We start from the raw sequence: 26,572 nt of genomic DNA, 5'->3' as shown, positions 1-26,572 counted from the left end.
GAGCCAAACCCTGAGTCCTCCGCGACGGCGCGGATCGCTGCGACCGTGCAGGTGGCCACCACCACCGTTCCGCCGAAGACAGCGCTGGGCGGCACGCCCGGCGCAACCCGGGTGTTCCTCGCGACCGGGCAGGGCTACATCTCGGCGCTCACCGGGGCCGCGCTCGCTGCCCGCAACAACGCTCCGCTGCTTGCCGTGCCCGGCACCGCGAAGAGCCTCCCCGCTGCGACGATCGCGCTGCTCCGCGACCTCGGCACGACGCGCGTCACGCTCCTCGGCACCACAGGTTCCATCTCCGCCGGGATCGCCCGACAGCTCACTGCTGCCGGCTTCACCGTGGCCCGCGTGCAGGGGACCGACCGCTATCTGCAATCCGCCGCGATCGCGAAGCAGTTCCCGACGACGACGAAGGCCGCCGTCGTGGCATCCGGCACCACCTTCACCGAGGCCCTGCCTGCCATCACGCTCGCGGCCGTCCGCAAGGTTCCGGTCGTGCTGACCCCGCCGATCTGCGCAGACGCGAACCTGCGCGGCTATGTCGCCGCTCGCGCCATCACGCGGCTCACACTGGTCGGCACCCCCACCAGCGTGCGCGGGTTGGTCGGCACGCTGACGCCGTGCCAGAGCACGACAGCATCCCAGAGTCCGTGGGTGGTGGTGAACAAGAAGAACGCCCTCCGCCCGACGAGCTACGTTCCCGCGAGCCTGCGGTACGTCGCCGGCTCGTCCTACCTGATGCGCTCGGATGCCGCGACGGCGCTGGAGAAGCTCGTCGCCGCCGCGAAGAGGGCCGGCGCGGGCACCATCCGGATCAACAGTGCGTACCGCTCCTACGCGACGCAGAAGCGCCTCTACGCGAGCTACGTCGCGACCCGCGGCCAGACGTGGGCCGACCAGCAATCGGCGCGGGCCGGCCACAGCGAGCACCAGACGGGGCTCGCCGCCGATGTCGTCGCGTGCTCCGCTCGGGGCTGCGGTTCGATCTATGCCTTCCAAGGCACGACTCAGCAGAAGTGGGTCGCCGCCAACGCGTGGCGGTACGGGTTCGTCGTGCGCTACGAGCCGGGCTACACGACCATCACGGGCTACACGTCCGAGCCGTGGCACCTGCGATATGTGGGCTCCGCCGTCGCGTCGGACTACCGCACGGGCGGGTTCCATTCGCTCGAGCAGTACTTCGGATACCCGGGCGCACCCCGTTATTGAGGCGAGACACGCGCGAGCGGCCGCCGGTTTGGAACTCGCGGATTAGTCAGCTAAAGTCAATGACGCGCCCGGAGAGATCCGGGATCCGCGGATGTAGCGCAGTGGTAGCGCATCACCTTGCCAAGGTGAGGGTCGCGAGTTCGAATCTCGTCATCCGCTCGAGTGCGGGGATCCCTTTTCGAAGGGATCACGACACGTGGGTCGAACCACATGGTGGCGTGGCCGAGCGGCTAGGCACCGGCCTGCAAAGCCGTTTACACGGGTTCGAATCCCGTCGCCACCTCCACTCAGAACTGAACAGCCCTTTTGGGCGCGATTGGCGCAGCGGTAGCGCGCTTCCCTGACACGGAAGAGGTCACTGGTTCGATCCCAGTATCGCGCACCACCTGAAACCCCCGGCCTCGGTCGGGGGTTTTCTGCATTCCCACCCTCCGCCCCGCCAGTCGATACGATCGAGGCAACGGTCTGTCATGGAGGTCTGCGATGTTCATCGTCTATCTGGTGCTCTTCCTGCTCGGCTTCTACCTGTTCGGGCTCGCGTTCGCGATCGATTCCGACCCGAGCGGCTACATCTTCGTCGCCGGCATCCTGTCGGTCTCGCTCGCTGTCGCGCTGCTGTTCCACCTGCCGAGCGCGGCCGACCGTTCCAAGCGCTGACGACACGGAGCGGCAGCACCATGGCCACCCTCGTCCTGACCGTCGTCGGCGACGATCGCGCCGGTCTCGTCAGCGCCCTCGCCGAGCAGGTCGCCGCGCACGGCGGCAACTGGGAGCAGAGCGAACTGGCCGAGCTCGCCGGAGCCTTCGCGGGCATCGTCCTGGTCTCCGTGCCGGATGATCGCGTCGACGAGCTCACGACCGCGGTGCAGAGCCTCGGGGGCCTGCTGCGGGTCACGGCGCACACGCCGGTTGCCGCAGCTGCCGACGACGACGCCTACGACCTCACCTTCACGGTGCTCGGCAATGACCGACCCGGCATCGTCCGCGACGTGACGGCGGCCGTCGCCGCCCACGCCGTCAGCATCGACGGGTTCCGCAGCCGCACCCTGGACGCGCCCATGGCGGGTGGCAGGCTGTTCGAGGCGACGGTGCACGTGCGCGTCCCGTCGGCGGCGGATGCCGACGCCATCACGAGCGCGCTCGAGCGCCTCGCCGGTGAGATCCAGGTCGACCTCAGCCTGCAGTGACCGACGCATGAGCGTCGCCGCCGACGATGTCCGAATACGCGGCGCACACGAGCTCAGCCCGCTGAGCCGGCGCGAGGCGCTCACGCATCTCTAGAGCGCGAGCGGAACGACCGCGGCGCCGACGATGACCGGCGCCGCGAGCAGTCCCCACAGGATGTAGGTGCGCCAGGGCACGTCCACGCCCACGGCGTGCAGCCGCTGGTGCCACAGCAGGGTCGCGAGCGACGCCCACGGGGTGATGAGCGGCCCCGCGTTCACGCCGATGAGCAGAGCAGCCAGGCGCGCGGGGGAGTCGGCGCTCGCCTCGAACGCGAGGTACGCGGGCAGATTGTCCACCGCGTTCGCACCGAGCATCCCGACGCCGGCGAGTCGCCACAGGGCGAGCAGATCGTCGCCGGACCCGGCGGCGGTCGCCAGGATCGCCCCCCATCCGAGCGCCTCCACGGCGGCGACGGCGAGGAACAGTCCCGACGCGAACACCACCAGCTGCCACGGCACGAGGCCGGCACGCAGCACATCCGGAGAGCGCCAGGCGAAGACCCCGACCAGGACGGCCGCCGCCGCCCCGGCGGGGATCCACGGCGGAAGTCCGCTCACGAGGAGGGGCGCCATCACGGCGACGACGACGGCGCTCACTCTGAGCAGCCGCCGATCGGCGAGGTGCGGCGGCGGCGCCGGGAGGAAGCGACCGGTCAGCGCGCGGCGGTGGATGACGAACAGCAGGCCGACCGTCACGAGGATCGCCACCACGGCCGGCGGCCCCAGCAGGGCGAGGAACGCGGCGGCATCCGGACCACCGAGCCGCCCCGCGGCCAGCAGGTTCGTCAGGTTCGACACCGGCAGCAGCAGGGATGCCGTGTTGGCGAGCCACACCGTTGTGAACGCGAACGGGAGCGCCGGCAGGCCGTTCGCCCGCGCGACCGCGACGACGACGGGCGTGAGGAGCACGGCGGTCGTGTCGAGCGACAGGAAGGCCGTGGCGGCGACGGCCAGCGCCACGATCAGCAGCCACAGCGCGATCGTGCGGCCGCGGGCGAGTCGCGCGAGGCGGGCCGCGAGCGCATCGAAGACGCCGGCGACGGCGGCGAGCTCGGCGACGATCGTGACCGCGACGACGAAGAGGAGGATCGGCCAGACCCGTTCCGCGACCGCCAGCGCGTCGCCCACGGGAAGGATGCCGAAGGCGACCGCGGCTCCGCCGAGGAGCAGCAGCACGGCTCCGACGACGGCGAGCTTCACGGCATCCATCATGGGGGATGCGCGCGGCGGCGATAGACTCGGTCCATGGAACACCGCCGGATCCTCGCCGTGACGATCGTCACGCGCACCGGTACGCGAACGCTCGACGCCTGAGCGGGCGGGACGCGACGCGTCCGAAGCTGAGCCATCCTTCCGATCCACCTCTGGAGTCCTTCCCTTGACTGACGTCAACGCCCCGTCGGACGTGTCCTTTCCGGCCGACGGCTTCGCCCTGTTCCCCGACCGCTCCGTCGTCGCCCTCCGTGTGGGCGGCGAGCTCAAAGACCTCGCGACGGTCGTCACCGCGACGGATGACGTCGAGCCGGTGACGATCGACAGCCCCGACGGTCTGTCGATCCTCCGCCACTCCACGGCGCACGTCCTCGCGCAGGCGGTGCAGCGCGTCCGCCCGCAGGCGAACCTCGGCATCGGCCCGCCCATTACGGACGGCTTCTACTACGACTTCGGCGTCGACGAGCCCTTCACCCCCGAAGACGTCAAGGCCATCAAGAAGGAGATGGAGCGCATCGTCCGCGAGGGCCAGCGCTTCGTCCGCCGCGTCGTGACCGATGACGAGGCGCGCACCGAGCTCGCCGACGAGCCGTTCAAGCTCGAGCTCATCGGGCTCAAGGGCGGTTCCAAGGAGGCCGCCGAGGGCGCCTCCGTCGAGGTGGGCGCGGGCGAGCTCACGATCTACGACAACGTGTCCCGCGACGGCGAGACCGTGTGGAAGGACCTGTGCCGCGGCCCGCACGTGCCCGGGACCCGCATGCTCGGCAACGGCTGGGATCTCACCCGCATCGCCGGCGCCTACTGGCGCGGCAGCGAGAAGAACCCGCAGCTGCAGCGCATCTACGGCACCGCCTGGCCCACCAAGGACGAGCTCCGCGCCTATCAGCAGCGCCTCGAGGAGGCCGCCAAGCGCGACCACCGGCGCCTCGGCAAGGAGCTCGACCTCTTCTCCTTCCCCGACGAGATCGGCTCCGGCCTCTCGGTCTGGCATCCCAAGGGCGGCATCGTCCGCGGCGAGATGGAGCAGCACGCCCGCCGACGGCACATCGAGGGCGGCTACACCTACGTGTACACGCCGCACATCTCGAAGGAGGACCTGTTCCTCACCTCGAACCACCTCGTCACCTACCGGGAGGGCATGTTCCCGCCCATCCGGATGGATGAGGAGACGGATGCCGACGGCAACGTCACCAAGCACGGCCAGGACTACTACCTGAAGCCGATGAACTGCCCGATGCACATCCTCATCTACAAGGAGCGCGCACGCAGCTACCGCGATCTGCCGATGCGGCTCGCGGAGAACGGCACGGTCTACCGCAACGAGCTCTCCGGTGCCCTGCACGGCCTCACCCGCGTGCGCGGCTTCACGCAGGACGACTCGCACCTGTTCGTCACCCCCGACCAGCTCGAGGCCGAGACGGCGCGCGTGCTGGAGTTCGTCATCTCGATGCTGCGCGACTTCGGTCTCGAGGACTTCGAGCTCGAGCTGTCGATGCGCGACGACGAGAAGGCGAAGTGGATCGGCAGCGACGAGTTCTGGGACTACTCCACGAACGCGCTGCGACACGTCGCCCACGCCTCCGGCCTGAAGGTCACCGAGGTCCCCGGTGAGGCGGCGTTCTACGGTCCGAAGATCGACCTCAAGACCCGGGACGCCATCGGACGCACCTGGCAGCTGTCGACCGTCCAGGTCGACGTCAACCTGCCGGAGCGCTTCGGCCTGGAGTACACGGGCCCGGACGGCGAGAAGCACCGGCCGATCATGATCCACCGGGCCCTGTTCGGCTCGATCGAGCGGTTCTTCGCGATCCTGCTGGAGCACTACGCCGGGGCGTTCCCGGTGTGGCTCGCGCCGGTCCAGGTCGTCGGCATCCCTGTGGCGGAGCAGTACGGCGACTATCTACAGAGCATCGTCGACGAACTCCGCGCCGCGGGCGTGCGCGCCGAGGTCGACCATTCCGACGACCGCATGCAGAAGAAGATTCGCACCCACACGACGCAGAAGGTTCCGCTCCAGCTCATCGCCGGCGAGCAGGACCGCTCGGCGGGCACGGTGTCGTTCCGCTTCCGTGACGGGTCGCAGACGAACGGCATCCCGATCGCCGAGGCCATCGCGAAGATCCGCTCCGCCATCGAGGACAGGACCCTCGTCGACACCGCGGAGGACCTCGCGTGACGGACGGCTCGGAGCCCCGCCTGGAGGACGCCGCGACGCTCCCGGGGGTGCCGGACGAATTCCAGCGCCTCTGGACGCCGCACCGCATGGCGTACATCCAGGCGGGACCCGAGCCGCACCGGGAGGAGTGCCCGTTCTGCGCGGCGCCGGACAAGTCCGACACGGAAGGGCTCATCGTCGCGCGCGGGAAGACCGCGTATGTGCTGCTGAACCTGTTCCCGTACAACTCGGGGCATCTGCTCGTGTGCCCGTACCGGCATATCGGGCTCTACGACGAGGCGACGGCCGAGGAGGTCGCCGAGATCGGCGCCCTCACGCAGACCGCCATGCGGGTGCTGCGCCAGGTGTCGCGCTGCGACGGGTTCAACATCGGCATGAACCAGGGGAGTGTCGCCGGTGCCGGCGTGGACGCGCACCTGCACCAGCACGTCGTGCCGCGGTGGGCGACGGATGCCAACTTCTTCCCGATCATCGCGAAGACCAAGGCCCTGCCGCAGCTGCTCGGCGACGTCCGCAACGCGGTCGCCGCCGCCTGGCCGGCATCCTGACCCCTCGCGCCCGCGCTTGAGCGCCCGGCCACCTGCCCAGATCAGGCCTCCGGCCGGGATCAGGCTGATTCCCGCCGGATCGCCCTGTCCTGAGCAGATCGCCTGACTCGGGTGGCCTGGCGGCGGCGCCGGGGCCTCAGCGGACCCGGGTGACCGCGAACTGCTCCTGCGGGCGGGCGTAGAACTCCTGCGCCTCCACGAGCTGCAGCTCGCGCTGCCCCGACTCGAACGTCATCCGCAGCAGGTCGTAGACGCTCGAGGTCGTCTTCGCGAGGGCCGCGGCGGCGTCGCCGGTCGCGCGGTAGTGCGCCGTGAACAGCGCCGCCGTCACGTCTCCCGACCCGTTGGCCTTCATGGGGATGTGCGGCGTCTGGACGATCCACGCGCCGTCGTCGGTCACGGCGAGCATCTCGATCGTGCCCTCGGGACGGTCGGGGCGCTCGACGCTCGTCACGAGCACCGTGCGGGGACCCATGGCCCGCGCGAGGTCGGCGGAGGCGAGCGTCGATTCCAGATCGGCGGGCTCGGTGCCGGTCAGGAAGCCGAGCTCGAACTGGTTCGGCGTGATGATGTCGGCGGCCGGCACGACCCGTTCGCGCAGCAGCACCGGGATGGCGGGCGCGACGAAGCAGCCCGAGGTCGCGTTGCCCATGACGGGGTCGCACGCGTACACGGCGGACGGGTTCGCGGCCTTGATCCGGGCGACGGTGTCGAGGATGACGTCGGCGATGCCTTCGCCGCCCTGGTAGCCGGAGAGGACCACGTCGATGTCGGGGAACGCGCCGCGTGCCTCGATGCCGGCGATGACGGAGGCCACGTCGTCGGGGCTGATCATCGGTCCGCCCCATTCGCCGTACCCCGTGTGGTTCGAGAAGTTCACCGTGTACACCGGCAGGACCTCGATGCCGATGCGCTGCAGCGGGAAGACGGCGGCGGAGTTGCCGACATGGCCGTAGGCGACGGCGGACTGGATCGACAGGATCTTCACGAGCGGGTGACCTTCTCTCGGGGGGATGCCGTCGCACGGACGGCGGCGGCGACGTCGGCGGCGAGCCGCTCGGCGTCGGGATCGGACAGCGTATGGACGGTGAGGCGGAGGCGGTGCGCGGCGCCCTCGTCGCCGAGGACGAACTCGTCGCCGGCGCGGGCGAGCCAGCCGCGGCGCATGAGCCGCTCGACGACCGGACGCGCGGGGCCGTCGACGTCGACCCACAGGCTGAGGCCGTCGCCGGCCGCGCACGGCACGCCGAGGGCGGTCAGCCGGTCGGCGAAGGCCCGGTTCTGATGGAGGTAGTGCTCGCCGGCCCGGTCGACGGCCGCCATGACGCCCTGGTCGGTCACGAGAGCCACGGCGAGACGCTGCAGCAGGTGGCTGACCCACGTGCTGCCGGGGCTCAGCCGCATCGCGAGGCGATCGGCCGTCTCGGGGTCGGTGGCTGTGACGGCGAGGCACATGTCGGGACCGAGGAACTTCGACACCGAGCGGACGAGCGCCCACCGGCGATGCTCGGGACCGATGATCGAGTGGTACGGCTGGCGCGTCAGCATCGAGAAGTGGTCGTCCGCGATGACGAGGACGTACGGGTGGTCGGCGAGGACCGCGCGCAGCTGCGCGGCACGCGTCGCCGTGAGGCTCGCGCCGGTCGGATTCTGTGCGCGGGGTGTGCAGATCACGGCGCGGACGCCCTGCGCGAGGGCGGCGCGGAGCCCCTCCACCGTCATCCCCTCGTCGTCGACGGGGACCGCGACCGGGCGGTACCCGCCGAGACGAACGGTGCGGATGCCGGACAGGAAGCAGGGGTCCTCGAGCGCCACGGCGTCGTCGCGGACGAGCGCCTGCGCGAGGAGGCGCTCCATGGCGTCCACGGCCCCGCCGGTGACCGTCAGCCGGAGGGCGGCGGAGTCCGCGACGTCCGGCGTCATCCACGCGCGCGCCCAGCGCTCGAGGTCGGGGTCGATGACGGGCTCGCCGTAGAGGATCGGCCGGCCGGCCAGCGCCGTGAGGGCGCGGGAGGGGTCGGGGATCAGCGCGGGGTCGGGATTCCCGTCGCCGACGTCGCGCAGGACGCTGTCCTGCGCGTAGCCCTCGACGGCCAGCGGCGCGGGCGCCGCGACCCGTGTGCCGCCGCGGCCGAGCGTCTCCACCGTCCCGGCCTGGCCGAGGAGGCGGTAGGCGGCCACGACCGTGTTGCGGTTGACCCCGAGCCGATCGGCTAGCGCCCGCACCGGGGGAAGGGCCTCGCCGGGGGAGACGCGACCGCTGTCGACGAGCGCGCGGACGCTGTCGGCGATCTCCGCCGCCGAGGTCCCCGTGATCGCCGAATCGCTCACCGTCACCGTCCTTCATGTGTCCACCGGCACAACTCAGGCCATGCTAGCTTCTGGCATAGGCCAATAGCGAAGCGACGCGACCCGCGCGTCGAAGAGGGGAACCAGTCATGTCCAGCACCGGAACCGGTCGCGTCAAGCGCGGACTCGCCGAGATGCTCAAGGGCGGCGTCATCATGGACGTCGTCACCGCCGACCAGGCGAAGATCGCCGAGGACGCCGGCGCCGTCGCCGTCATGGCGCTCGAGCGCGTGCCCGCGGACATCCGCGCGCAGGGGGGCGTCTCCCGCATGAGCGACCCCGACATGATCGACAGCATCATCGAGGCCGTCTCCATCCCCGTCATGGCGAAGGCCCGCATCGGGCACTTCGTGGAGGCACGGGTGCTGCAGGAGCTCGGCGTCGACTACATCGACGAGTCCGAGGTGCTCTCGCCGGCCGACTACGTCAACCACATCGACAAGTGGGACTTCACGGTGCCGTTCGTCTGCGGGGCGACGAACCTGGGCGAGGCGCTCCGGCGCATCACCGAGGGCGCGGCGATGATCCGCTCCAAGGGCGAGGCCGGCACCGGCGACGTCTCGGAGGCTACCAAGCACATCCGCACCATCACGAGCGAGATCAACGTGCTGCGCTCGAAGACCAAGGACGAGCTGTACGTCGCCGCGAAGGAGCTGCAGGCGCCCTACGAGCTCGTCGCAGAGGTCGCCGAGACCGGCACCCTTCCCGTCGTCCTGTTCGTCGCCGGCGGCGTCGCGACGCCCGCGGACGCGGCGATGATGATGCAGCTCGGCGCCGACGGCGTGTTCGTCGGCTCCGGCATCTTCAAGAGCGGCAACCCCGCCCGGCGCGCGGCGGCGATCGTCAAGGCGACGACCTTCCACGACGACCCCAAGGTCATCGCCGAGGTCTCCCGCGGACTCGGCGAGGCGATGGTCGGCATCAACGTCGCCGACCTCCCCGCCCCGCACCGACTGTCCGAGCGCGGCTGGTGACAGCCCCCCGCGTCGGCGTCCTCGCGCTGCAGGGCGACGTCCGCGAGCATGCCCGCGTGCTGACCGACCTCGGGGCGGAGGTCGTGCTCGTCCGGCGCCCCGAGGAGCTGGCAGACGTCGCGGGACTCGTCCTGCCGGGCGGGGAGTCGAGCGTCATCGACAAGCTGTCCCGCGCGTTCGGCCTGCAGCAGCCGCTGCGGGATGCCATCGCCGGAGGACTGCCCGTTTACGGGACCTGCGCAGGGCTCATCCTGCTCGCCGACCGCATCACCGACGGCATCGTCGGCCAGGAGACGCTCGGCGGTCTCGACGTCACGGTGCGGCGGAACGCCTTCGGAAGCCAGGTGGACTCTTTCGAGGCCGATCTGCGCGTTCCCGCGTTCGGGGATCCGCCGGTGCACGCCGTGTTCATCCGGGCGCCGCTCGTGACCGAGGTCGGCCCGGGCGTCGAGGTGCTCGCCGCCCTCGAGGACGATCGGATCGTCGCGGTCCAGCAGGGCGCCCTGCTCGGCACGGCGTTCCACCCCGAGGTGGCGGGGGAGCTGCGGTTCCACCGCCGCTTCCTCGATCTCGTACGCGCGGCCTGACTAGCGCGCGGGAAGGCTCAGCCTCTCCGCGTCTCGGCGACGAGCCGCGCGATGGCCGCGAGGGTCAGGTCGATGTCGGCGTCGGTCGTCGCCCACGACGACATCGAGCAGCGCAGCGTCGCGTGCCCATTCCACTCCGCCCCGGTGAGGGCCGCCGTGCCGTCGGCGAGGATGGCGGCGCCGAGCGCGCGTGTCGCATCGTCGTCGTCGAGCCGGAACATGACCTGCGTGTAGACGACGTCGTTGACGACCGTCACGCCCTCGATTGTGCGCAGGCCCGCCTCGAGCCGGCGCGCATGGGCGTGCAGCCGGTCGACGAGGTCCGCCACCCCGCGGCGGCCGAGGCTTCGCAGGGCCGCCCACGCCGGCACGCCGCGGCCGCGCCGGGACAGCTCGGGGTTCACGTCCCACGGGTCCAGGCTCGTGTACATCAGGTAGTCCCCGCCGGTCCGGAACATCGCGATCGCGTCGGCGGGGTCTCGGATGATCGCCATCCCGCAGTCGTAGGGGACGTTGAGCGTCTTGTGCGCGTCGGTGGTCCACGAATCAGCGCCCTCGGCTCCCGCGACGAGATGCCGCAGTCCCGGTGTCGCGGCCGCCCAGAGACCGAACGCGCCGTCCACATGGATCCACGCGCCCGCGGCGCGGGCGAGGGGGATCAGCTCGTCGAACGGATCGAACGCGCCGGTGTGCACCTCGCCCGCCTGCAGGCACACGATCGTCGGCACGTCCCGGCCGCCGGCGAGCACCTCGGCGAGCGCCGCGGGCAGCATCCGCCCTTCCTCGTCCGTCTCGACCACGATGAGCTCGTCCGCCCCGATGCCGGCGAACCGCGCGGCGCGGTCCACCGATCCGTGCCGGTGCCGTCCGACGATGAGACGCAGCGGCGGCGCTCCGCGGAGGCCCTGGCGCGTCAGATCCCAGCCGACGCGCCGCAGCACGGCGTGCTGCGCGACGGCGAGGCAGACGAAGTTCGACATCTGCGCCCCGGTCACCCAGCCGACGGCCGCGGACTCCGGCAGACCCATCAGGCGGCACACCCACCGTCCCGCGATCCGCTCGAGCGCGACCGTCGCGGTCGTCATCGTGGAGGAGCCGGAGTTCTGATCCCAGGCCGAGACCAGCCAGTCCGCCGCGAGGGCCGCCGGCAGCGTCCCTCCGATGACGAAACCGAAGAACCGTCCCCCCGGGATGGCGACGAGCCCGGGATCCGCGCGCTCGGCCAGATCGGTCACGACGGCAGCGGCATCCTGACCCTCCTCGGGGAGGTCGTCCCCGAAGACCTCGAGCATGTCCTCGATGCCGGCGCGCGGCCACACGGGCCGCTCGTCGAGACCGTTCAGGAAGCCGAGCGCCGCCGCGTGGGCGGCCTCCAGAGCACGACGCCGATCGTCCATAACACCGAAGTGTGCCCGCCTCACCCCCCTGATACAACGGCCCCGGCGGCCGCGGGGATTGCCCGCCGGGCTCGTGCGGGGCTAGCATCCCGCCATCGACCAGCCGGGGGGTCGGGGGAGGGGGAGGCCGTGGCCGCCACAGCGCTGCCGTCATCGGGAGGGCCGGCACCGGAGGATGCGGGGTGCGACACCGAGGACCTCGTGTTCGTCCACGACGCGTTCCGTCGCCTCTACAGCGTCATGCCCACCGGCATCCGCCGGACACCGCCGGGCGATCCGAAGCGCGTCGCGGCGGTCGCACGCGGCGTCGCGATGGTGGGGGACGCCCTGCACCACCATCACCACCTCGAGGACGAGTACTACTGGGGGCCGATGGAGACGCGGCGCCCGGCCTGCACTCCGCATGTCGAGCTCATGAAGCAGCACCACGCGCGGGTGGCGGCGCTGCTGGACGCGGCGGCGCCGCTGTCCGACGCGTGGACGACGCGGCCCGGCGTCGCGACGGCGGAGGCGTTCGCGGCACACGTCGAGGAGATCGGCGCACTGCTGCGGCTGCACCTGGCCCGCGAGGAGGAGCTCGCGCTCCCCGTCATGGGCGAGGTGTTCAGCCAGTCCGAATGGGATGCCGTCGGCGAGGAGGCGCAGAAGGCGTACGACCGGTCGCAGATCTTCCTCTTCTTCGGGATCATCCAGGACTCCCTGAGTCCGGATCGGCTGGACGCCTTCATCGCGGAGGTGCCGGCGGCGATCCGCATCCTCTATCGCCTCATCGGGCGCCGCCAGTACAAGAAGTCGCTCGAGCTCCTGTCGGCCGGCACCGCGCGACCCGGCCACTACGACGCGGAGGCGCTGCGCAGTGCGCTCTAGCGCGCTCCGCACCGTGTCCTCGGGCGCGCCCCTTTAGACTGATCGTCATGTCCGGCCACTCCAAGTGGGCGACGACCAAGCACAAGAAAGCCGTCATCGACTCTCGCCGTGCCAAGTCGTTCGCCAAGCTCATCAAGAACATCGAAGTCGCCGCCAAGCTCGGCGGCGCGGACCTCGCGGGTAACCCCACCCTCTACGACGCCATCCAGAAGGCGAAGAAGACCTCGGTCCCCAACGACAACATCGACCGCGCCGTCAAGCGCGGCGCGGGCATCGGCGGGGAGGCCGTCGAGTACACGACGATCGTGTACGAGGGCTACGGTCCCAACGGCGTCGCGCTCTTGATCGAGTGCCTCACGGACAACAAGAACCGTGCGGCCGCCGAGGTGCGCACCGCGCTGACCCGCAACGGCGGCACGCTCGCCGACCCCGGCTCGGTCGCCTACAACTTCCACCGCAAGGGCGTCATCGTCGTCTCCGGCGAGGGCACGACCGAGGACGACGTCATGCTCGCCGCCCTCGAGGCCGGCGCCGAAGAGGTCGAGCCGCACGCGCAGGGCTTCGAGGTCGTCACCGACGCCTCGGACCTCGTCTCGGTCCGCGTCGCCCTCCAGGAGGCGGGTCTGGACTACGAGTCCGCCGACGTCGAGTTCGTCCCCTCGCTCAAGGTGGAGATCGACGCCGAGACCGCGCGCAAGGTGTTCCGTCTCATCGACGCCCTCGAGGACAGCGACGACGTGCAGAACGTCTTCAGCAACTTCGACCTCACGGCCGAGGTGCAGGCCGAGCTCGAGAACGAGAGCGACGAGTGAGTCGCGGGCGCGCCTGATCGCGCCCGTCGGGGGTCGCCCGTACCGTGGGGGCGTGGCATCCACCCTTCGCGTCCTCGGCATCGACCCGGGCCTCACCCGCTGCGGTGTCGGCGTCGTCGACGTCGGGCGCGACCGGTCGGCGACCCTCGTCCACGTCGGCGTCGTGCGCTCGGACCACGAGCTCCCGATCGAGCGCCGTCTCGCGATGATCGCCGCCGGCATCCGCGAGGTGCTGGACACGCACCGTCCGGACGTCGTCGCGGTCGAGCGGGTCTTCGCGCAGCAGAACCGCAACACCGTGATGGGGACCGCGCAGGCCAGCGGCATCGCTCTTCTCCTCGCGGGGGAGTACGGACTCCCGGCCGCCACCCACACGCCGTCCGAGGTGAAGGCGGCGGTGACCGGCTACGGGTCTGCCGACAAGCGGCAGGTCCAGACGATGGTCGCGCGCGTGCTGCGCCTCGACGCGCTCCCGCAGCCCGCCGACGCGGCCGACGCCCTCGCGATCGCGCTCTGCCACGCGTGGCGCGGCGGAGCCTCGGGCACCGCCACGACGACCGCCGCGCTCACCCCCGCGCAGCGCGCGTGGGCCGACGCGGAGCGGCTCGCCCGCCGGTGACGCGTGTCGCTCGAACAAAGATGCGAACCGATGCGTAGGCTCGAGGCATGATCTCCTCGCTGCGCGGACGCGTCCTGCACCTCGATGCCGACAGCCTCGTCGTCGACGTGGGCGGCGTCGGCTTCGCGGTGGCTGTGACGCCCGCCGTGACGCGCGAGTTCCACATCGGGGACGAGATCGTGCTGCACACGAATCTCATCGTGCGCGAGGACGCCCTGTCGCTCTTCGGGTTCCAGGAGCGCGAGGAGCTCACCGTCTTCACACAGCTGCTGAGCGTTTCGGGGGTCGGTCCGAAATCGGCCCTCGGGGTGCTGTCGTCCCTGACGGTGGACCAGATCGCGGATGCCGTGACCGCTGAGGACGATGCGCCGTTCCGGCGCGTGTCGGGCATCGGCCCGAAGACCGCGAAGCTCATCGTCGTCCAGCTCGCCGGCAAGCTCCTGCCGACCGGCCGCACCGGCGGGGCGCGGGGCGCCGTGGCACCCGCGGTCGCGAGCCAGGTCATCTCCGCACTCGTCGCACTCGGCTGGAGCGAACGCGTCTGCATCGATACCGTGACCGAGGTCTCCGCGGGGGCGACGCCGGCCGAGCTGGGCTCCGTCGCCGCGTTGCTGAAGCTCTCCCTCGCCCACCTCGGACCCGCGCGGACGGAGCAGAGCGGTGTCTGAGCCGCGCGACCCGAGCCTCGCCGAGGATCTGGGGGAGCTCGCCGTCGAAGGCGCCCTCCGCCCCGCATCGCTCGCCGAGTTCATCGGACAGCACAAGGTCCGCCGCCAGCTGCAGCTGCTGCTCGACGCCGCCCGCATCCAACAGCGCCCCGCCGACCACATCCTCCTGTCCGGCCCGCCCGGGCTCGGCAAGACGACGCTCGCGATGATCGTCGCGCACGAGAGCGAACGCCCTCTGCGCCTGTCGAGCGGTCCCGCCATCCAGCACGCCGGCGACCTCGCCGCGCTGCTGTCGAGCCTCCTGCCCGGCGAAGTCCTCTTCATCGACGAGATCCACCGGATGACGCGCGCAGCCGAGGAGATGCTGTACCTCGCCATGGAGGACTTCCGGATCGACATCATGGTCGGCAAGGGTGCCGGCGCCACCAGTATCCCGCTCGACCTCGCGCCGTTCACCCTCGTCGGCGCGACGACGCGGTCGGGTCTTCTGCCGAACCCGCTCCGCGATCGCTTCGGCTTCACGGCGCACCTCGAGTACTACGACGCCGCGGAACTCGAACTGGTCGTCGAGCGCTCGGCCAGCGTGCTGTCCGTCGAGGTTCCGCCCATCGCCCGCGCCGAGATCGCCCGCCGGTCGCGGGGGACCCCGCGCATCGCCAACCGGCTGCTGCGCCGCGTGCGCGACTACGTCGTCGTCCACGGCGGGGATGCCGGCTCGGCCACCGACGCGGACGTGTCCGCCGCGCTGGACCTCTACGACGTCGATGCCATCGGCCTGGACCGGCTGGACCGCGCGGTGCTGGACGCGCTCATCCGACGCTTCCGCGGCGGGCCGGTGGGCCTGAACACCCTCGCCGTCACGGTCGGCGAGGAGGCCGAGACCATCGAGTCGGTCGTCGAGCCGTACCTCGTCCGCATCGGCCTCATGGGCCGCACGCCCCGCGGCCGCATCGCGACGCCCGACGCCTACGCCCACCTGCGCGTGCCGCGCGCGGACGAGGCGCTGAGACTCGATGACCTATAATCGCTGAAGGCTCTCGCCGCTCATCCTCTTCTCGCTGCGCCCTTGCGCCGCGCCCACCGTGAAAGGTGCCGTCATCTCCATGACATTCGCAACGACGCAGACCACCGAGCCGAGCGGGTTCGCCCTGTTCTTCCAGCAGTACGGGCTTCTGCTCATGCTGCTGGTCCTCATCGTCTTCATGTTCTGGAGCTCGCGCCGCCGCGCGGCCCGGACGAAGATCGAGCAGGAGACGAAGGCGCGCCAGATGGTCCCGGGCGTGAAGGTCCTGCTGCAGGGCGGCCTGTACGGCACGCTCGTCGAGTTCGACGGCGAAGACCTCTCCAAGCCGGCGCAGGTCGAACTGGCCCCCGGCTTCGTGGTCGAGGTGCACAGCCAGGCGATCCTCCGGGTCGTCGACCCGACCGAGGACGTGCCGGCCGAGGACGCGACGCTCGCGGACGCCCCGGCCGTCGAGACGATCGACGCAGAGCCGGCCGCTCCGGCCGCGCCGCTCGCGGGCGACAACGTCCCCGACGCGGACGACAAGCCCAAGGCCTGATCCTCCACCGCCCGCGCGCGGTGCTCGAAGAAAGCTGACCCTCCGTGGCCACACCCACCCCTGTCCGCCACGCCTGGCGCGCCCTGACCGGGCTGCTGATCGTCACCGCGGTGCTGTTCGGCATCAATGCGCTCGGCGTGCACGTGTTCCAGAAGAGCTCGTGGACCCCGGAGCTGGCGCTCGACCTGCAGGGCGGCACCCAGATCATCCTGGCGGCCCAGACGCCGGACGGCAGCACGCCGTCGACGGAGCAGATGGAGCAGGCGGCCTCGATCATCCGTCAGCGCGTCGACGCGTCCGGAGTCGGCGAGGCTGACATCACGACGCAGGCGGGCAACCAGATCGTCGTGCAGATCCCCGGTCAGGCCGACGAGGAGACCCGCAATCGCATCGAGGCGTCCGCGCAGCTGCAGCTGCGCGCCGTCCTCTACACCGGGGCCGCCGCCACGAGCTATGTCGGGGAGGACGGCAACGAGACGCCGTATCCGAGCCCGGACCCGACCCTCGCCGCGACACCGACCGCCGTGCCGACCAACGGCAGCGACCCGAGCTGGGTCACCGACCGCCTGTTCGCGGAGTTCCTCGCGTACGACTGCGCGGCGGAGACCAACGACCCGGCCAACGAGCCCGCCGACCAGCCGCTCATCACGTGCGGACCGACCGGAACCGACAAGTACATCCTCGGTCCCGTCGAGCTCGACGGCTCGTCGATCTCCAACGCGACGTTCGGCGTCGTGCAGCAGAACGGTCAGTGGGCGGTCAACCTCGTCTTCGACGGCGAGGGCACCGAGATCTTCGGCCAGATCAGCCAGCGTCTGTACGGCCTGGACTCGCCGCAGAACCAGTTCGCCTTCGTGCTCGACGGCATCGTGCTGTCCGCACCCTCCATGAACGGCGTCATCCTCGACGGGAAGCCGCAGATCACGGGCAGCTTCACGCAGGAATCATCCAAGACGCTCGCCGACCAACTCAAGTACGGTGCGCTGCCGCTGAGCTTCGAGGTGCAGAGCAGCAACTCCATCTCCGCGACCCTCGGCTCCCAGCAGCTGCAGATCGGCCTCATCGCCGGTCTCATAGGCCTCGCGCTCGTCGCCATCTACTCGCTGATCGTCTACCGCGCGCTCGGGTTCGTCATCATCGCGTCGCTCGCGGTCATGGGTGTCCTCACCTACATCGCGCTGTGCATCCTCGCCTGGCGCATGGGCTTCCGGCTCTCGCTCGCCGGCGTCGCGGGCCTCATCGTGACGATCGGCTTCACGGCCGACTCGTTCATCGTGTACTTCGAGCGCATCCGCGACGAGCTGCGCGACGGCAAGTCGATCACGGGCGCCGTCGAGGACGGCTGGGGGCGCGCCAAGCGCACCATCTACATCTCGAAGTCGATCAACGTCCTGGCCGCCGTCGTGCTCTACATCCTCGCCGACGCCACCGTGAAGGGCTTCGCGTTCACCCTCGGACTCACGACGGTCATCGACATCGCGATCTTCATCCTCTTCACACATCCCGTCATGCAGCTGCTCGCGCGCACACGGTTCTTCGGCAGCGGTCACCCGCTGTCCGGTCTCGACCCGGAGGCGCTCGGTGCGGTGTACCGCGGCCGTGCGCAGTTCCGAGCGCCCGCCGCCGCCGCTTCGGCGAAGGGAGCCGCCCGGCGCACCGGTCGTTCGCGGGGCGAAGCCGAGCGTCGCCAGACCATCGCCGAGCGCAAGCAGGCCGAACTCGGCACCAGTAGCCGCGGGACGACGGAGGGGGACCGCTGATGCGCTCCATGAACGATCTCGGCAACGACCTCTACACCGGCAAGACGTCCTTCCCGTTCGTCGGCAAGCGGCGCCTGTGGTTCATCATCGCGGCCGTCCTGGTCATCGGCGCGGCCCTCGTCCCGCTCCTGCGCCCCATCCAGTTCTCCATCGAGTTCACCGGCGGCTCGCAGTTCACCGTCAGCAACGTGGCGTCCCCCGATCAGACCGCCGCGACCGCGGCCGTCCAGACGGTCGTCGACGGCGCCGCGACGAAGGTCACGACGATCGGCGAAGACACGATCCGCGTGCAGACCGACCAGATGACGGATGCCGAGACCCGCGATGTGACGACGGCCCTCGCCGAGGCCTTCGACGTGTCGACGGACGACGTGAGCTCGTCCTTCATCGGTCCCAGCTGGGGCGCCGACGTGACGCGGCAGTCGCTGTGGGGCCTCGCGATCTTCCTCGCCCTGACCTTCCTGATCCTGGCGATCTACTTCCGCACCTGGAAGATGTCTGTCGCGGCCATCATCGGTCTCGTCGACGTGCTCGTGATCACGGTGGGCGTCTACGCGCTCTTCGGCTTCGAGATCTCGCCGGCGGCGGTGATCGGGTTCCTGACGATCCTCTCCTACTCGCTGTACGACACCACGGTCGTGTTCGACAAGATCCGCGAGAATACGCAGGAGGACGGTGAGGGCTCCGCCCGCACGTTCGCCGAATCGGTGAACCTCGCCGTCAACCAGACCCTCATCCGGTCGATCAACACGACGGTCGTCGCGGCGCTGCCCACGGGCGCGATCCTCTTCATCGGCGCCCTGTGGCTCGGCGCGCAGACGCTCACCGACATCTCGCTGTCGATCTTCGTCGGAACGATCGTCGCGGCCTACTCGACGCTGTTCGTTGCCGCGCCGCTGTACTCGCTGCTGCGTGAGGGCGAGTCGGGCCTGAAGACGCGCGACGCGCGCCTCATCGAGTCGCGCGAGCGCGCACTCGCGTCCGCGTGAATCTGCGGCGTTCCGGGCGGGCGTAGAATCGAGGCGTGCGTCACGGAGCGTTCCGTGAGGCACGAGCAACCTGCACAGGCGGTCCACAGGCGGAGGTGAGCGGATGGCGGAGCCCGTTCCTGCGTCCACGCAGACGCCCGGACAGAGCTCCTCGCTGCGCCGCCTCGTTCCCCGTATCTTCTCCCGCGCTCCCTCGCGCGACGGCGTCGAACTGCTCGTCCGCACGGTGCGCACGCACCACCCCAAGGGCGACCTCTCGATCATCGACCGTGCCTACAAGGTCGCCGCGCGCGCACACGCGACCCAGAAGCGCCAGAGCGGCGAGCCGTACATCACGCATCCGCTCGCGGTCGCACAGATCCTCGCCGAGCTCGGGCTGGGGCCGCGGGCCATCGCCGCGGCGCTGCTGCACGACACCGTCGAAGACACCGACTACCGCCTCGACCAGCTGACCGCCGACTTCGGCGACGAGGTCGCGATGCTCGTGGACGGCGTCACGAAGCTCGACAAGGTCAAGTACGGCGACGCGACCCAGGCCGAGACGGTCCGCAAGATGATCGTCGCGATGTCGAAGGACATCCGCGTCCTGCTGATCAAGCTCGCCGACCGCCTGCACAATGCGCGCACCTGGGGCTTCGTGCCGCCGGAGAAGGCGGCGCGCAAGGCCACCGAGACACTCGAGATCTACGCACCGCTGGCCCACCGACTCGGCATCCAGGCCATCAAGAGCGAGCTCGAGGACCTCTCCTTCGCCGTGCTGCACTCGAAGCTGTACGCCGAGATCGACAGCCTCGTCAAGCAGCGGACACCGCAGCGCGAGCAGTACGTCCACACCGTGATCGAGGCCGTCGAGGCGGACCTCCGCGAACTGCGCATCCGAGGCCGCGTCATGGGACGCCCGAAGCAGCTGTACTCGGTGTACCAGAAGATGGTCGTGCGCGGCCGCGAGTTCGACGACATCTACGACCTCATCGGCATCCGCGTGCTCGTGAACTCCGTCCGCGACTGCTACGCCGTCCTCGGTGCCATCCATGCGCGGTGGACGCCGCTGCCCGGCCGGTTCAAGGACTACATCGCGACCCCGAAGTTCAACCTCTACCAGTCGCTGCACACGACCGTCATCGGTCCAGGCGGCCGCACGGTCGAGATCCAGATCCGCACGAACGAGATGCACCAGCAGGCCGAGTACGGTGTCGCGGCGCACTGGAAGTACAAGGAGCGCGTCAACGGCGGCAAGACGGACTCGAAGTCCGAGAACGCCGACATGGCCTGGCTCGCGCACATCTCCGACTGGCAGGCCGAGACGGCCGACCCGGGGGAGTTCCTCGACTCGCTGCGGTTCGAGATCGGCGCCAAGGAGGTCTACGTCTTCACTCCGAAGGGGCGGGTGATCGGCCTTCCCGCCGGTGCGACCCCCGTCGACTTCGCCTACGCCGTGCACACCGAGGTCGGTCACCGCACGATGGGCTCTAAGGTCAACGGCCGGCTCGTGCCGCTGGAGTCGGAGCTGCAGAGCGGCGACGTCGTGGAGGTCTTCACCTCGAAGAATCCCGACGCCGGCCCCAGCCAGGACTGGCTGAGCTTCGTCAAGAGCACACGCGCGCGCAACAAGATCCGCGGCTGGTTCACGAAGGAGCGGCGCGAAGAGGCCATCGAGCAGGGTAAGGACGCCATCGCCCGTGCCATGCGCCGGCAGAACATGCCGCTGCAGCGCCTCATGAACCAGGACTCGTTCTCCGAGGTCGCCCACCAGCTGCGCTACGAGGACGTCACCGCCCTGTACGCGGCCGTGGGCGAGGGCCACGTCTCGACGCAGTCGGTCATCGAGAAGGTCACGGCCCTCATCGGCGCCGAGGAGGACACCTCGACGGGCGCGGTCGACCTCCCCGCCACCGGCCGCGCACGCGCCCCGCGAGGGGGCGACTCCGGCGTGCTCGTGCGCGGCGCCGGCGACATCCTCGTGAAGCTCGCGAAGTGCTGCACGCCCGTCCCGGGCGATGCCATCGTCGGCTTCGTGACCCGCGGCAGCGGCGTGTCGGTGCACCGCGCCGACTGCACGAACGTCAAGTCCCTGACGGCCGACGCCGAGCGGATGATCGAGGTCGAGTGGGCCCCGACGAGCAAGAGCGTGTTCCTCGTGCAGATCCAGGTCGAGGCGCTGGACCGCGCCGGACTCCTCAGCGACGTGACGCGGGTGCTGAGCGAACACCACGTCAACATCCTGTCGGCGACCGTGTCGACCACGAACGACCGTCTCGCGCTGAGCCGATTCGTCTTCGAGATGGGCGACACCGTGCACCTGGACCGCGTGCTCAACGCCGTCCGGCGCATCGACGCCGTCTACGACGTGTACCGCGTCACGTCCTCCTGAGGGGTCGTGATCCGTTCGCGCAGGTAGGCGAGCGCGGGACGCTTGAAGTGCACCGGCCCGGAGCACTCGAGCCAGGCCACCGCGCCGGGAACGAGAGCCGGCTGCCACGCGCACAGTGCGTCGACCGCTGACGGATCGGCATCCGGTCGGCCGACGAGATCACGCACGAGATCGACGAGTGTCCGGACCGGAGTCGTGACGGCCACGCCGGAGATCATCATGACGTCGGGCGGCGGCAGCTGGAGGTCGCGGTAGTCGAGACGTGCGTCGATGACCGCCGCGATGCGGCGCGCGGAGCGGCGCTGCACGCAGTGCCGCATCGGCGGGTCGGCGACGGCGCCGTGCACCCACGCCGCCGACACCCGGGTGACCGCGACGGTGTCACCCACCAGTGCGCGCAGGGCGCCGGCGCGGAGCTCGCGCGTCTCGACGGCGTCGGCGGGCATGAACGCCTCGCCGATCTCGACGAGGTCACCGTCCAGGCGCGCCGCCGTCAGTTCGGCCGTCGAAAGCCGATCGCCCGCGTAGTAGAGGAACGGCCACATCACGGCAGTGTGCCGGATGAGGACGGCCCGAGGCCGCCCCGCGCCCCGACCTGTGGAGAGGTCGCGGCGCGCAGGTCGGGGGAGGAGACGGTGGGTGTCAGCCGCCGAGGGCGGAGAGCCACGCCTTGCGCGCCGCGAGGGCGTCCTCGGCCGCCGCGATCGCGCGCTTGTCCTTCGTCTTCTCGGCCGCGGCGACATCCGCCTCGAGCTTCGCGATCGCGTCGCGGAGCTGCTGCGTCATGTCGTTCTGGCGCGCCTTGGTCTCCGGGTTGTTGTTCTTCCACTCGGCGTCTTCGCGTGCCTTGACGCCCTGCTCGATCTTGCGCAGCTCGTCGTCCAGGCTCCGCTCCGCCTCCCGCGGGAAGATGCGGCCGATGTCGTCCCACCGGCGCTGGATGGCCGTCAGGAGCGAGCGCGCCTTGGCGGCGTCCTTCTCCTTGGGGACCGCGGCGGCCTCGGTCAGGAGAGCGCGCTTGGCGTCGATCTTCTCCTTGGACTCCTCGGCATCCGCCTGCTCGCGCTCGGCTCGCGCACCGTACAGAGCGTCACCGGCGGCCTTGAACCGCGCCCACAGGGCGTCGTCGGCCTTCTTGCCGGCGCGGCCGGAGTTCTTCCACTCGTCCAGGAGCGACCGGTAGGCGGTGATGCCGTCCTCGCCCTTGCTGGCGAGGGCCTCGGCCTTCTCGACGAGGCGCGACTTCGCGTCGCGTGCCGACTTGTGCTGCTCGTCGAGGCCCGCGTAGAACTCGCGACGGTGCTTGTCGACCACGGCGCGCGCGTCGCGGAATCGCTTCCACAGCTGCTGCCCCGCCGCCTTCGGCAGACGGGGGCCGGTGGCCTGGTGTGCCTGCCAGCGCTCGAAGAGCGCGGTGACGTCGGCCGTCACCTGCTTCCACTGGATCGACTTGGGGTCGCGCCCGGCGATCTCCTCGATCGACTCGACCAGCTGCGTGCGCTCGACGATCGCGGCGTCCACGGCGGCGCGCTGCGCCTGCTGCTCCTCGGCGGTCGCCTCGGAGAGCGTCGACTCCAGGGTGTCCAGGCGCGCTTCCAGGGCAGCCAGGTCGCCGACCGCCATCGCGCCCGTCACGCGCTCGCGCACGGTCTTGGCCGTCGACCGAAGATCGGATGCCGACGCGCCGCCGCGACGGTGACGCACCTCGAGGAGGCTCACCTCGCTGACGAGATCGGCGTACTTGCGCTGGAAGTAGGCGAGCGCCTCGTCGGGCGTGCCGTCGGGATACTGGCCCACGACGCGCCACTCGTCGCCCTCGCGCACCGAGACCGTGCCGTCCTCGTCGACGCGACCCCAGTCCGCGGCGTCGGCCACGGGCTCGGAGGCGACGACCGGCTGCGCGGTGGGCTTGACGGGCATGGCCGGCTTGGCGGGCTTGCCCGGCAGCGGGAAACGGCCCGGAGTCGGCTTGGCCGGGACAGGGGCGGGGGATGCCGCGGGCTCGGACTCCGCGGCGGGTTCGGCGTCAACGGCAGGCTCGGCGTCAACGGCAGGCTCGGCGTCCACCGCAGGCTCGGCGTCCACCGCAGGCTCGGCGTCCACCGCAGGCTCGGCGTCCACCGCAGGCTCGGCATCCACGGCCGGCTCGGCGTCCACGGTCGGCTCAGCGTCGACGGCAGGCTCAGCGTCGACGGCAGGTTCGGGGTCAGCGTCCAGCTCGGCGGCGGGAAGGTCCTCGGCGGAGGAGGGCTCGACGGTCTCCGCAGACTCGGGAGCGGTCGGCTCCGAGTCCTCGGCGGCGTTGTCGGCGGGCTCGGGATGTGTGGCGGAAGTCACAGGATGCACCTCGTCGCGGCATACGCCGCATGGGGGTTCGGTCGGCTCACAGCCTAGTACGGCGGAACTCAGGGTGTGGGCGAGGGGGACGGCGTCGAGGTCGCGGTGGGCGTGGGCGACGGGGTCACGGCCGTGGTCGGCGTCGGTGTCGCGGACGGCGAGGGCACGGGTGCGGGGGTGCCGGGGCCGAGCGTGTAGTACGCCAGCTGCCCGCCGACGACGGCGAGGATGAGCGCGCCCCCCGCGATGCCCGCGATGAGGTTGTCGCGGCGCCGACGCCGCTGCAGGCCCTGGTGGTACTCCTGGCGCGCGAGATACAGCCGCGCGCGCTCCTTCGCCGCGCGGTCGCCCTTCTTGCCTGCACCGCTCGCCACGTGGCCTCCCTCACCGCCGGTCTGCACCGGGCGCGGGCAAGCCTATGGTGCGCGCGCGGCGGCGGCCAAACGCGCCGCGGTCGGTGGGCGCGACTAGCCTTGACGAGTGACCACTCCCGCCGCGCTCTTCCAGGGGCAGACGCCTCTCGCGGTGCGGATGCGACCCATCTCGCTCGACGAGGTCGCCGGTCAGGCGCACCTCCTGCGGCCCGGCTCGCCGCTCGTCGCGCTCGCGAACCCCGACGCCACGGCGTCGCGTGCCGTGTCCGTCATCCTGTGGGGCCCACCCGGCACCGGGAAGACGACGCTCGCGCAGGCGATCGCGCGCACCTCGGGACGGCGCTTCGTCGAACTGTCCGCCGTGACGGCGGGCGTGAAGGACGTCCGCGAGGTGATGCAGGAGGCGATGACCCAGCGCGACCTGTACGGCCACTCCACGATCCTCTTCCTCGATGAGATCCACCGGTTCACGAAGGCGCAGCAGGATGCGCTGCTCCCCGGCGTCGAGAACGGCTGGGTCATCCTCATCGCCGCCACCACGGAGAACCCGTCGTTCTCGGTCATCTCGCCGCTGCTGTCGCGCTCCCTGCTGCTGACCCTGCAGACGCTCACCGACGCGGACCTCGGCGTCCTCATCGATCGAGCCGTCGCCGACGCGCGCGGACTCGCCGGCGCCGTCGAGCTCGCCCCGGAGGCGCGGGCGGCCCTCATCCAGCTGGCATCCGGAGACGCCCGGCGCGCTCTCACGGCGCTGGAGGCGGCCGCATCCATGCCGGAGGGCGACGCCGCCGTCATCACCGCCGAGCACGTCGCGCAGGCGGTCGACCGCGCGCTGCTGCGCTACGACCGGCAGGGCGACGAGCACTACGACGTCATCAGCGCGTTCATCAAGTCCATCCGGGGGTCCGACGTCGATGCCGCGATGCACTACCTGGCCCGCATGATCGAGGCGGGGGAGGACCCGCGCTTCATCGCGCGCCGGCTCGTCATCTCCGCCGCCGAGGACATCGGCCTCGCCGATCCGCAGGCGCTGCAGATCGCGGTCGCGGCCGCCGACGCGGTCGCCTTCATCGGGATGCCGGAGGGACGCATCCCGCTCGCCGAGGCGACGGCGTACCTGGCGACCACGGCGAAGTCCAACGCCTCCTACAACGCCATCAACGCCGCGATCGCCGACGTGCGCGCCGGCGGCTTCGGCCGCGTTCCGACACACCTGCGCGACGCGCACTATCCGGGCGCGAAGCGGCTCGGGCACGGCAAGGGCTATGTCTATCCGCACGACCTCGACGTCGGCGTCGCCACCCAGCAGTACCTTCCCGACGAGCTGCAGGGCAGGCGCTACTACGAGCCGACCGGTCGGGGCGTCGAGCGCGACATCTCCGCGCGGCTGGAGAAGATCCGCAAGATCCTGGGCGACGACCGGTGACCGTGCGGGAGCTGCTCGAGGAGACCGGCGACCGTCCGGGTGCGGTCTTCCACGTGGGGGCGGAGTGGGCGGCCGCCGACTCCCGGCGTCGCAAGGACATCCTCATCGCCGCGGACTGCGTCCGCGTCGCCGAGCCGCAGTGGGAGGCCGGGGAGACGGGCCGGGTGCGGGAGATCCCGCGCGCCGAGCCCCTCGCCCACCTCATGTCCGGTGACCTCAGCGACGCCGGTGCCGCGCTGCGCGGCCTGCACACCGTCGCCCGGGCGGACGACCTCGCGACACCGCTCGCACCCCTGCACGGGGCGGTGCGGGAGTTGCTCGCACCGTGGGCCGTCCGATGACGCCGCCCGTCGATTGGGACGAGCGCGTCGCCGCGTTCTGGGAGCAGGCGGACGATGCCGACCCGGATGCCGCCATCGCCGCGATGCGCGCACTCATCGCCGACCGTCCGGCGGACGATCCGACGGCGCTGTACGAGTGGGCCTCGGTGCACGACTTCCTCGGCCGCGAGGCCGACGCCGTCCCGCTGTACCGCCGTGCGCTCGATCGCGGTCTCGCGGGGGCACGTCGGTCGCAGGCCGTCATCCAGCTGGCCAGCTCGCTTCGCAACGTCGGCGAGGTCGACGAGGCGACGGCCCTGCTGGAAGGCGTGCCGGCGACCGACCCGCTCCACGCATCGGCCCGCGCATTCCTCGCCCTCGCGCTGCACGACGCCGGACGGCACTCCGATGCGCTCCGCACCGCTCTGGACACCCTTGCGCCGCACCTCCCGGCGTACCGGCGTTCGATCTCCGACTACGCCGCCGAGCTCGGCTGAGCGGGCCCGGTTTGGATGCCGGGCGCCAGCCGCCCGGCATCCCCCCGCCCCCGCCCCGTCGCCCATGTCACACCACCTGCGGGCTGCGGGCCGGCCGACCCGCGCCTCGTGTGACACCCGCGCGCGGCGTGTCACACCTCTCGTGCGTGCACCCCGCGCGAAGCCGCAGGACGTGTGACAAGGCCGCCTAACATGAAGCCCCGCGCGGGCCGCGCACACGCGCGGGCCGCGGCCGCGGGGCGGGAGAGCCCGGTCTGTTAGACTTGAGCGGCTTGAAACCGAGTTTTCGGGCATC

General features: G+C 71.0%; 26 protein-coding genes and 3 tRNA genes. 22 read left to right on the top strand and 7 right to left on the bottom strand.

The window, feature by feature from the left end; genetic code table 11:
* The 6 genes from QZL85_RS15165 to QZL85_RS15140 form a co-directional block, all read left to right on the top strand.
* The coding region (locus tag QZL85_RS15165) for a D-alanyl-D-alanine carboxypeptidase family protein (protein ID WP_295578335.1) at positions 1-1,206 on the top strand (1,206 nt) is incomplete at its 5' end.
* A gap of 87 nt (positions 1,207-1,293) precedes the next feature.
* Positions 1,294-1,365, top strand: a tRNA-Gly gene (locus QZL85_RS15160).
* 53 nt (positions 1,366-1,418) lie between these two features.
* Positions 1,419-1,492: transfer RNA gene (locus tag QZL85_RS15155), tRNA-Cys, on the top strand.
* A 24-nt stretch (positions 1,493-1,516) separates the two neighbouring features.
* Positions 1,517-1,591: transfer RNA gene (locus tag QZL85_RS15150), tRNA-Val, on the top strand.
* A 98-nt stretch (positions 1,592-1,689) separates the two neighbouring features.
* Positions 1,690-1,863, top strand: a complete 174-nt coding sequence (locus tag QZL85_RS15145; RefSeq protein WP_295578333.1) for a hypothetical protein — start codon at positions 1,690-1,692, stop codon at positions 1,861-1,863.
* A 20-nt stretch (positions 1,864-1,883) separates the two neighbouring features.
* Complete coding sequence (locus tag QZL85_RS15140; RefSeq protein WP_295578331.1) at positions 1,884-2,393, top strand: glycine cleavage system protein R; 510 nt, start codon at positions 1,884-1,886, stop codon at positions 2,391-2,393.
* 90 nt (positions 2,394-2,483) lie between these two features.
* Here QZL85_RS15140 and QZL85_RS15135 read toward each other — a convergent pair whose 3' ends face one another.
* Positions 2,484-3,641 (bottom strand): SLC13 family permease, encoded by a 1,158-nt coding sequence (locus QZL85_RS15135; protein ID WP_295578341.1) that lies wholly within the window; start codon positions 3,639-3,641, stop codon positions 2,484-2,486.
* Between the two features lie 169 nt (positions 3,642-3,810).
* On the opposite strand from QZL85_RS15135, the gene thrS reads away from it, so the two are divergent.
* Both thrS and QZL85_RS15125 read left to right on the top strand, forming a co-directional pair.
* Positions 3,811-5,820 carry a threonine--tRNA ligase gene (gene thrS / locus QZL85_RS15130; protein WP_295578329.1) on the top strand — a complete coding sequence of 670 codons (2,010 nt, stop codon included), beginning with the start codon at positions 3,811-3,813 and terminating at the stop codon, positions 5,818-5,820.
* On the top strand, positions 5,817-6,368 hold the full coding sequence (locus tag QZL85_RS15125; RefSeq protein ID WP_295578327.1) for an HIT domain-containing protein: 552 nt from the start codon (positions 5,817-5,819) through the stop codon (positions 6,366-6,368). The genes thrS and QZL85_RS15125 overlap by 4 nt, the downstream gene beginning before the upstream one ends.
* 136 nt (positions 6,369-6,504) lie before the next feature.
* Here the strand turns inward: QZL85_RS15125 and pdxY are convergent, their stop codons facing one another.
* Together pdxY and QZL85_RS15115 are read right to left on the bottom strand one after the other, a co-directional pair.
* Positions 6,505-7,356, bottom strand: a complete 852-nt coding sequence (pdxY, locus tag QZL85_RS15120; RefSeq protein WP_295578323.1) for a pyridoxal kinase PdxY — start codon at positions 7,354-7,356, stop codon at positions 6,505-6,507.
* Positions 7,353-8,699: an aminotransferase class I/II-fold pyridoxal phosphate-dependent enzyme gene (locus QZL85_RS15115; RefSeq protein WP_295578321.1), complete on the bottom strand. Its 1,347-nt coding sequence runs from the start codon at positions 8,697-8,699 to the stop codon at positions 7,353-7,355. Before QZL85_RS15115 ends, pdxY begins: the two co-directional genes overlap by 4 nt.
* A 107-nt stretch (positions 8,700-8,806) precedes the next feature.
* On the opposite strand from QZL85_RS15115, the gene pdxS reads away from it, so the two are divergent.
* Both pdxS and pdxT read left to right on the top strand, forming a co-directional pair.
* Positions 8,807-9,691: a pyridoxal 5'-phosphate synthase lyase subunit PdxS gene (gene pdxS / locus QZL85_RS15110; RefSeq protein ID WP_295578318.1), complete on the top strand. Its 885-nt coding sequence runs from the start codon at positions 8,807-8,809 to the stop codon at positions 9,689-9,691.
* Positions 9,685-10,278, top strand: a complete 594-nt coding sequence (pdxT, locus tag QZL85_RS15105) for a pyridoxal 5'-phosphate synthase glutaminase subunit PdxT (RefSeq protein WP_295578339.1) — start codon at positions 9,685-9,687, stop codon at positions 10,276-10,278. Before pdxS ends, pdxT begins: the two co-directional genes overlap by 7 nt.
* Before the next feature lie 17 nt (positions 10,279-10,295).
* Here the strand turns inward: pdxT and QZL85_RS15100 are convergent, their stop codons facing one another.
* Complete coding sequence (locus QZL85_RS15100) at positions 10,296-11,675, bottom strand: aminotransferase class V-fold PLP-dependent enzyme (RefSeq protein WP_295578317.1); 1,380 nt, start codon at positions 11,673-11,675, stop codon at positions 10,296-10,298.
* Positions 11,676-11,804: 129 nt separating this feature from the next.
* Here QZL85_RS15100 and QZL85_RS15095 point away from each other — a divergent pair, with 129 nt between their 5' ends.
* The 9 genes from QZL85_RS15095 (at position 11,805) to QZL85_RS15055 (ending at position 21,323) form a co-directional block, all read left to right on the top strand.
* A complete protein-coding gene (locus QZL85_RS15095; RefSeq protein WP_295578315.1) occupies positions 11,805-12,542 on the top strand; it encodes a hemerythrin domain-containing protein in 738 nt (245 codons plus the stop codon).
* Between the two features lie 47 nt (positions 12,543-12,589).
* Positions 12,590-13,354 (top strand): YebC/PmpR family DNA-binding transcriptional regulator, encoded by a 765-nt coding sequence (locus QZL85_RS15090; RefSeq protein WP_295578312.1) that lies wholly within the window; start codon positions 12,590-12,592, stop codon positions 13,352-13,354.
* Between the two features lie 52 nt (positions 13,355-13,406).
* Positions 13,407-13,973 (top strand): crossover junction endodeoxyribonuclease RuvC, encoded by a 567-nt coding sequence (ruvC, locus tag QZL85_RS15085; RefSeq protein ID WP_295578310.1) that lies wholly within the window; start codon positions 13,407-13,409, stop codon positions 13,971-13,973.
* Between the two features lie 47 nt (positions 13,974-14,020).
* Positions 14,021-14,641 carry a Holliday junction branch migration protein RuvA gene (gene ruvA, locus QZL85_RS15080; protein WP_295578308.1) on the top strand — a complete coding sequence of 207 codons (621 nt, stop codon included), beginning with the start codon at positions 14,021-14,023 and terminating at the stop codon, positions 14,639-14,641.
* On the top strand, positions 14,634-15,665 hold the full coding sequence (gene ruvB / locus QZL85_RS15075; protein ID WP_295578306.1) for a Holliday junction branch migration DNA helicase RuvB: 1,032 nt from the start codon (positions 14,634-14,636) through the stop codon (positions 15,663-15,665). The genes ruvA and ruvB overlap by 8 nt, the downstream gene beginning before the upstream one ends.
* Positions 15,666-15,744: 79 nt before the next feature.
* Complete coding sequence (locus QZL85_RS15070; RefSeq protein ID WP_295578304.1) at positions 15,745-16,203, top strand: preprotein translocase subunit YajC; 459 nt, start codon at positions 15,745-15,747, stop codon at positions 16,201-16,203.
* A 44-nt stretch (positions 16,204-16,247) separates the two neighbouring features.
* A complete protein-coding gene (gene secD, locus QZL85_RS15065) occupies positions 16,248-17,963 on the top strand; it encodes a protein translocase subunit SecD (RefSeq protein WP_295578301.1) in 1,716 nt (571 codons plus the stop codon).
* Complete coding sequence (gene secF / locus QZL85_RS15060) at positions 17,963-18,952, top strand: protein translocase subunit SecF (protein WP_295578299.1); 990 nt, start codon at positions 17,963-17,965, stop codon at positions 18,950-18,952. The genes secD and secF overlap by 1 nt, the downstream gene beginning before the upstream one ends.
* 103 nt (positions 18,953-19,055) lie before the next feature.
* Positions 19,056-21,323: a bifunctional (p)ppGpp synthetase/guanosine-3',5'-bis(diphosphate) 3'-pyrophosphohydrolase gene (locus tag QZL85_RS15055; RefSeq protein ID WP_295578297.1), complete on the top strand. Its 2,268-nt coding sequence runs from the start codon at positions 19,056-19,058 to the stop codon at positions 21,321-21,323.
* Here QZL85_RS15055 and QZL85_RS15050 read toward each other — a convergent pair.
* From QZL85_RS15050 to QZL85_RS15040, 3 genes are all read right to left on the bottom strand, one after another.
* The gene (locus QZL85_RS15050) at positions 21,293-21,868 is read right to left on the bottom strand and encodes an SAM-dependent methyltransferase (protein ID WP_295578295.1); all 576 of its coding nucleotides are present in this window, start codon (positions 21,866-21,868) and stop codon (positions 21,293-21,295) included. The two genes, QZL85_RS15055 and QZL85_RS15050, sit on opposite strands and share 31 nt — an antisense overlap.
* A gap of 97 nt (positions 21,869-21,965) precedes the next feature.
* The gene (locus tag QZL85_RS15045; protein WP_366208655.1) at positions 21,966-23,660 is read right to left on the bottom strand and encodes a DUF349 domain-containing protein; all 1,695 of its coding nucleotides are present in this window, start codon (positions 23,658-23,660) and stop codon (positions 21,966-21,968) included.
* Between the two features lie 68 nt (positions 23,661-23,728).
* The gene (locus QZL85_RS15040; protein WP_295578293.1) at positions 23,729-24,034 is read right to left on the bottom strand and encodes a dioxygenase; all 306 of its coding nucleotides are present in this window, start codon (positions 24,032-24,034) and stop codon (positions 23,729-23,731) included.
* A 106-nt stretch (positions 24,035-24,140) separates the two neighbouring features.
* Here QZL85_RS15040 and QZL85_RS15035 point away from each other — a divergent pair, with 106 nt between their 5' ends.
* The 3 genes from QZL85_RS15035 to QZL85_RS15025 are packed head-to-tail and all read left to right on the top strand — an operon-like array spanning position 24,141 to position 26,277.
* The gene (locus QZL85_RS15035) at positions 24,141-25,460 is read left to right on the top strand and encodes a replication-associated recombination protein A (protein ID WP_295578290.1); all 1,320 of its coding nucleotides are present in this window, start codon (positions 24,141-24,143) and stop codon (positions 25,458-25,460) included.
* Complete coding sequence (locus tag QZL85_RS15030) at positions 25,457-25,801, top strand: hypothetical protein (protein ID WP_295578288.1); 345 nt, start codon at positions 25,457-25,459, stop codon at positions 25,799-25,801. Before QZL85_RS15035 ends, QZL85_RS15030 begins: the two co-directional genes overlap by 4 nt.
* Complete coding sequence (locus QZL85_RS15025) at positions 25,798-26,277, top strand: tetratricopeptide repeat protein (RefSeq protein WP_295578286.1); 480 nt, start codon at positions 25,798-25,800, stop codon at positions 26,275-26,277. The genes QZL85_RS15030 and QZL85_RS15025 overlap by 4 nt, the downstream gene beginning before the upstream one ends.
* Positions 26,278-26,572 lie beyond the last annotated feature (295 nt).

The organism is uncultured Microbacterium sp. (assembly GCF_900078385.1).
In the GTDB taxonomy this organism is placed as follows: Bacteria; Actinomycetota; Actinomycetes; order Actinomycetales; family Microbacteriaceae; genus Microbacterium.
The sequence above is the reverse complement of the archived record's forward strand: the minus strand, read 5'-3'. Positions and strand labels throughout refer to the sequence as shown.